The following is a 3,942-nucleotide window of genomic DNA, read 5'->3' as shown; positions in this document are numbered from 1 at the left end:
ATGCGGCGCAGGCCTCGGGCGCGGCGCGGATCGACATCCCCGAACGCGACGTGGACGTGCCGCTGAGCCCGCTCGGCCACCGGCAGGCCGAGGCGCTCGGCCGCTGGTTCGCCAGCCTGCCCGAGGACCAGCGTCCGAACCTCGTCCTGGCCTCGCCCTACCGCCGCGCGGTCGAGACCGTCGAGGGGATCCGCGCCGCCGGTGCGCTGGCCGCGGACACCCCGCCGCTCCTCGTCGACGAGCGCCTGCGCGAGAAGGAGTTCGGGATCCTCGACCGGCTTACGCGCGCCGGAATCGAGCAGCTGCACCCGGAGCAGGCGGCGCTGCGCAGCGACCTCGGCAAGTTCTACCACCGGCCGCCCGGCGGCGAGAGCTGGTGCGACGTCATCCTGCGCCTGCGCGGCGCGCTTGACACGATGGCCCTGCACTACGAAGGCCAGCGCATCCTCCTCGTCGCCCACCAGGTGGTCGTCCTGTGCCTGCGCTACCTCCTGGAGAACATGACTGAGGGGGAGATCCTGGCGATCGACGCCGAGGGCGACATCGCCAATTGCGGGGTCACCGAGTACGTCCCCTCGGCGCGCGCCACACCCGGTGGTGCCCTCGACCTGATCCGCTACAACTTCGTCGCACCCCTTGAGGCACAGGGCGCCACCGTTACCTCCGAACCCGACACCAAGAGCTGAGCGACCGTCAGACCCTTGGGGCAAGGACCGGAGGGAAGCCATGAGCGCCGTCACACCGCTGACCGAGCACGTGCTCCGCGGCATGGCCCCTCCCGATCCGGACGGCGACAGCAAGGATGGGCGCGGCTGCGTCCTGATCGTCGCGGGCTGCACGGCGCTGCCGGGCGCCGTCCTGCTCGGCGCCAACGCGGCGATGCGCGTCGGGGCGGGAAAGCTGCAGATCGGCGTCTGCCGCGACCTCGCGATCCCGATCGGGATCGCCGTGCCGGAAGCCCTGGTGATCGGCCTGGCACAGACCGAGGCCGGCGGCATCGGGCGCGCCTGCGCCGACGATCTCGCGCAGCGGGCCGGCGCGAGCGACGCGATCCTGTGCGGGCCGGGGATGAGCGAGGACGCGGACACGGAAGCCGTGGTCGCCGCGCTCGTCCGTGGGGCGGACACGGCAGCCATCGTCCTGGATGCCGGGGCGCTCGCCGCGTTGCGCGCCGATCCGGACCTGACGCGCCGCCTGCCCAAGCCGGCGATCATCACCCCGCACGCCGGCGAGATGGCCAAGTTGCTGGACATCGACCGGGAGGCCGTCGAGGCCGACCCGCTGGCGGCGGCCCGCCGGGCCACCGAGCGCTTCGGGACGATCACGGTGATGAAGGGCGGCCGGACGCAGGTCGTCTCCCCCGACGGCCGCGCCTGGTGCTACGAGATGGGGCATGTCGGGCTGGCGATCTCGGGATCGGGCGACACGCTGGCGGGCCTCATCGTCGGCCTGCTCGCGCGCGGAACCCAGCCCGAAGCCGCGGCGCTGTGGAGCGTCTACGCCCACGGCGAGGCGGGCCGCCGGCTGGCGCGCCGCTACGGCGGGATCGGCTTCCTCGCCCGCGAGCTTCCGGCGGAGGTGCCGTGCATCCTCGCCGAGGTGATGACTTAAGCCGCGGCACCGCCGCCGCCCCACGCATACGGGAGAACCATCGATGTCGGAGCCGCCGGACGACAACCTGGACCACTACGCGCTCGGCTTCTACGCGCCGGGCAAGAACCTCCGCCGCGAAGACTGCCCCTATGCCGAGGGCATGGCGGCCCACGACCAATGGCTGGCCGGGTACGACGCGGCGGTCCGCGGCGACAGGCTGGACGATCGTCCCGCGTGACGCGCCTGTACGGATCGCCGTAGTTCGGGCGGCGGTTTGCTTTTCGGGCCCGAAGCGTCTCGACGCAGGGCATCGGTCCGAACGATCGCCTCCGACCGGCGCACGGCTCCGGCGGGAATCGTTCGAAGCCGGAGGGATGGCCTGTCCGGCGTTGCGATCGCGCCGCGACGCCGAAGACGGACCTCGATCCGGCGGCGTCGAGTTCGAGGGGCTACCAGGGCACGACCTCCCCGGCATGGTCGAGGAAGACGCAGCCGGATCCCCCGAGGCGACCTTCCAGGACGGCCACCATGCCCCGCGCGCTGGTCTCGACGTCGAGCGTCGCCCGCCGGCCGCCGAGATCCGTGCGGACCCAGCCCGGATGCATCAGCACGACGCCCCAATCGGCCTTGGCGTGCTGCCCGGCGAAGGAGCGGGCCAGGGTGTTGAGCGCCGCCTTGCTCGCCCGGTAGCTGCTCCAGCCGCCGCCGCGGTTCAGCGACACCGAGCCGAGCTTCGACGTCATCAGGACGACGAGACCGCCCGGTGCGACGCGCTTGTGGAAGGCCTCCGCGAAACGGATCGGGCTGAGGGCGTTCGTCTCGAACACCGCCGTCGCGACCGCGCGCGGCATCGCCGCGGCCGGCGTGCCGGCCTGCGTCGCGACGCCCGCGACCACGAAGACGAGATCGAAGGCTGGAGCCTCCGCCAGCCGCGTGCGCAGGGCGGTCACCGCCGCATCGTCGTCGATGTCAACGCCCGTCTCGATCCGCAGCGTGCCGGCGCTCGCGAGCTCGGACAGGGCGGCCGACGGCCGGCGCACGGTGGCCGTCACCGCCCAGCCGCGCTCGAGGAACCGGGCGACGAGACCGAGGCCGAGCCCGCGGGAGGCGCCGACGATCAGCGCACGGCGCGCACTCATCGCGCGCCTGCCCGGGCGCCCCGGAAGGACGTCGCCGGGCATGGCGAAGCGGGGCTTGGCCCGTCGCTTGCGCGGGCACCGGAACGGGCGGGGCGGGACAGGGGCATCGCCTCAAGATAGCCCCCGCGGACGGCCCGTCGAGAAACCGGTTTGTCGCGTGCGATCCGGAGCGGATGGCGCCGGCTCGCGTTGACCCCACGACCCCGCCATTCAGGACAGCCACGATGCATGCGACACGACTCGCGGAGACCGAGGCGACTCTCGCCCAGACCGATCGGGTCTGGCGAACCGAGGTGAGCCGCCTCTACGGTCCCGAGGGCGTCCTCCGTTTCGGCTACGGCCCGGAAGGGCGCGGCGCCGACGGCTCGCCCGTCCGGCGTGCCTACGAGGCGCGGCGTGCCGCGGTGGCGTCCTGGCGCCACGAGCGGCGGCCGCCGGGCTAGGTCCGGCAGCCCGGCCATGTCGCCTGCGATGGCCTCGATCCTCGGCCTGTGGTCGGCCTACTGGGCGGCGATGTTCGCCCAGATCGCCCACCTGCGTTCCCTCGACGACGGTGTCGGCGCGATAACGTGCGGCCGGGTCGCGCGAAGCCTCCTCGTCGTCGGCGTCGCGTTCTTCCTGGTCGCGAAGGGCGGCTAGAACGTGCGCTGCTCCGGTCGAAAGGACGGCGTCAGGCGTCGTCTTCCGGGGCGAAGACCTCGCCGACCTCCGCCAGGCGGACGTTGGCCGCGTCGGTCGGGAGATGCAGCAGCCCGCGGTACTCCGCGAGCAGGCGACGCATCTCCCGGTCGGCGGCAGGGGCGTCGGCCGACACCGGCGAGGTCGTATCGCAGCGGTCGACGAGCTCCGCCGTCCTCCGGTCGACGGCAGCCCGATCGGATGGGCTCAGCCCGGCGAGCCCGTCGAACCCGAGATCGCGGGCGACGAGGGCCGCGATCTCCTCCCGCTTCGTGTCCAGGTCCGACATCGCCGCCTCCCCGAGCCTGCTTCCGGCTCTCCGTCGCCGCATTCCGCGTCCGGAGCGACAACCGTGCCGCCGGCGGTCGCCCGCGCGGCCCGCTAGGTGAAACGCTGCGCCGAGATCGGGTCGCTGGCGGGGAAGGTCTCCTCGAGCCCTTCGTCGAGCAGCCGCTCCCGGCGCTGCGCGGGGCCGTCCACCCCGTTGCGTCCGGCCGGGATCGAGGCCGTCGCTGGGTTCACGCCCCGGCTC

General features: G+C 73.4%; 7 protein-coding genes. 5 read left to right on the top strand and 2 right to left on the bottom strand.

Translation table 11 applies throughout. From position 1 onward, the window contains the following. The 3 genes from FV223_RS22110 to FV223_RS22100 form a co-directional block, all read left to right on the top strand. Positions 1–686 (top strand): histidine phosphatase family protein (locus FV223_RS22110; RefSeq protein ID WP_147729009.1); only part of this gene is annotated, 686 nt, incomplete at its 5' end. 40 nt (positions 687–726) lie between these two features. Then, a complete protein-coding gene (locus FV223_RS22105) occupies positions 727–1,611 on the top strand; it encodes an NAD(P)H-hydrate dehydratase (RefSeq protein WP_147729008.1) in 885 nt (294 codons plus the stop codon). Between the two features lie 43 nt (positions 1,612–1,654). Further along, positions 1,655–1,831 carry a ribosome modulation factor gene (locus FV223_RS22100; protein ID WP_147729007.1) on the top strand — a complete coding sequence of 59 codons (177 nt, stop codon included), beginning with the start codon at positions 1,655–1,657 and terminating at the stop codon, positions 1,829–1,831. A gap of 211 nt (positions 1,832–2,042) precedes the next feature. Here FV223_RS22100 and FV223_RS22095 read toward each other — a convergent pair whose 3' ends face one another. Next, entirely contained in the window at positions 2,043–2,732 is a 690-nt protein-coding gene (locus tag FV223_RS22095) for an SDR family NAD(P)-dependent oxidoreductase (protein ID WP_147729006.1), read from the bottom strand. Between the two features lie 224 nt (positions 2,733–2,956). Here FV223_RS22095 and FV223_RS22090 point away from each other — a divergent pair, with 224 nt between their 5' ends. Then, the gene (locus FV223_RS22090) at positions 2,957–3,175 is read left to right on the top strand and encodes a hypothetical protein (protein ID WP_147729005.1); all 219 of its coding nucleotides are present in this window, start codon (positions 2,957–2,959) and stop codon (positions 3,173–3,175) included. A 16-nt stretch (positions 3,176–3,191) separates the two neighbouring features. Then, positions 3,192–3,371 carry a hypothetical protein gene (locus FV223_RS22085; protein WP_147729004.1) on the top strand — a complete coding sequence of 60 codons (180 nt, stop codon included), beginning with the start codon at positions 3,192–3,194 and terminating at the stop codon, positions 3,369–3,371. Positions 3,372–3,402: 31 nt separating this feature from the next. Here the strand turns inward: FV223_RS22085 and FV223_RS22080 are convergent, their stop codons facing one another. Next, positions 3,403–3,699, bottom strand: coding sequence for a hypothetical protein (locus FV223_RS22080; protein ID WP_147729003.1), 297 nt, complete (start codon positions 3,697–3,699; stop codon positions 3,403–3,405). Positions 3,700–3,942 lie beyond the last annotated feature (243 nt).

The organism is Methylobacterium sp. WL116, assembly GCF_008039455.1.
GTDB lineage: Bacteria > Pseudomonadota > Alphaproteobacteria > Rhizobiales > Beijerinckiaceae > Methylobacterium.
Note: the sequence above shows the minus strand (reverse complement) of the source record. Positions and strands in the feature narration are given on the sequence as shown.

Bases quoted from the DNA above. Each gene is read 5' to 3' on its own strand.
- FV223_RS22090 (WP_147729005.1), top strand. From the start codon at position 2,957: ATGCATGCGACACGACTCGCGGAGACCGAGGCGACTCTCGCCCAGACC.
- FV223_RS22105 (WP_147729008.1), top strand. From the start codon at position 727: ATGAGCGCCGTCACACCGCTGACCGAGCACGTGCTCCGCGGCATGGCC.
- FV223_RS22095 (WP_147729006.1), bottom strand. From the start codon at position 2,732: ATGAGTGCGCGCCGTGCGCTGATCGTCGGCGCCTCCCGCGGGCTCGGC.
- FV223_RS22100 (WP_147729007.1), top strand. From the start codon at position 1,655: ATGTCGGAGCCGCCGGACGACAACCTGGACCACTACGCGCTCGGCTTC.
- FV223_RS22080 (WP_147729003.1), bottom strand. From the start codon at position 3,699: ATGTCGGACCTGGACACGAAGCGGGAGGAGATCGCGGCCCTCGTCGCC.
- FV223_RS22085 (WP_147729004.1), top strand. From the start codon at position 3,192: ATGTCGCCTGCGATGGCCTCGATCCTCGGCCTGTGGTCGGCCTACTGG.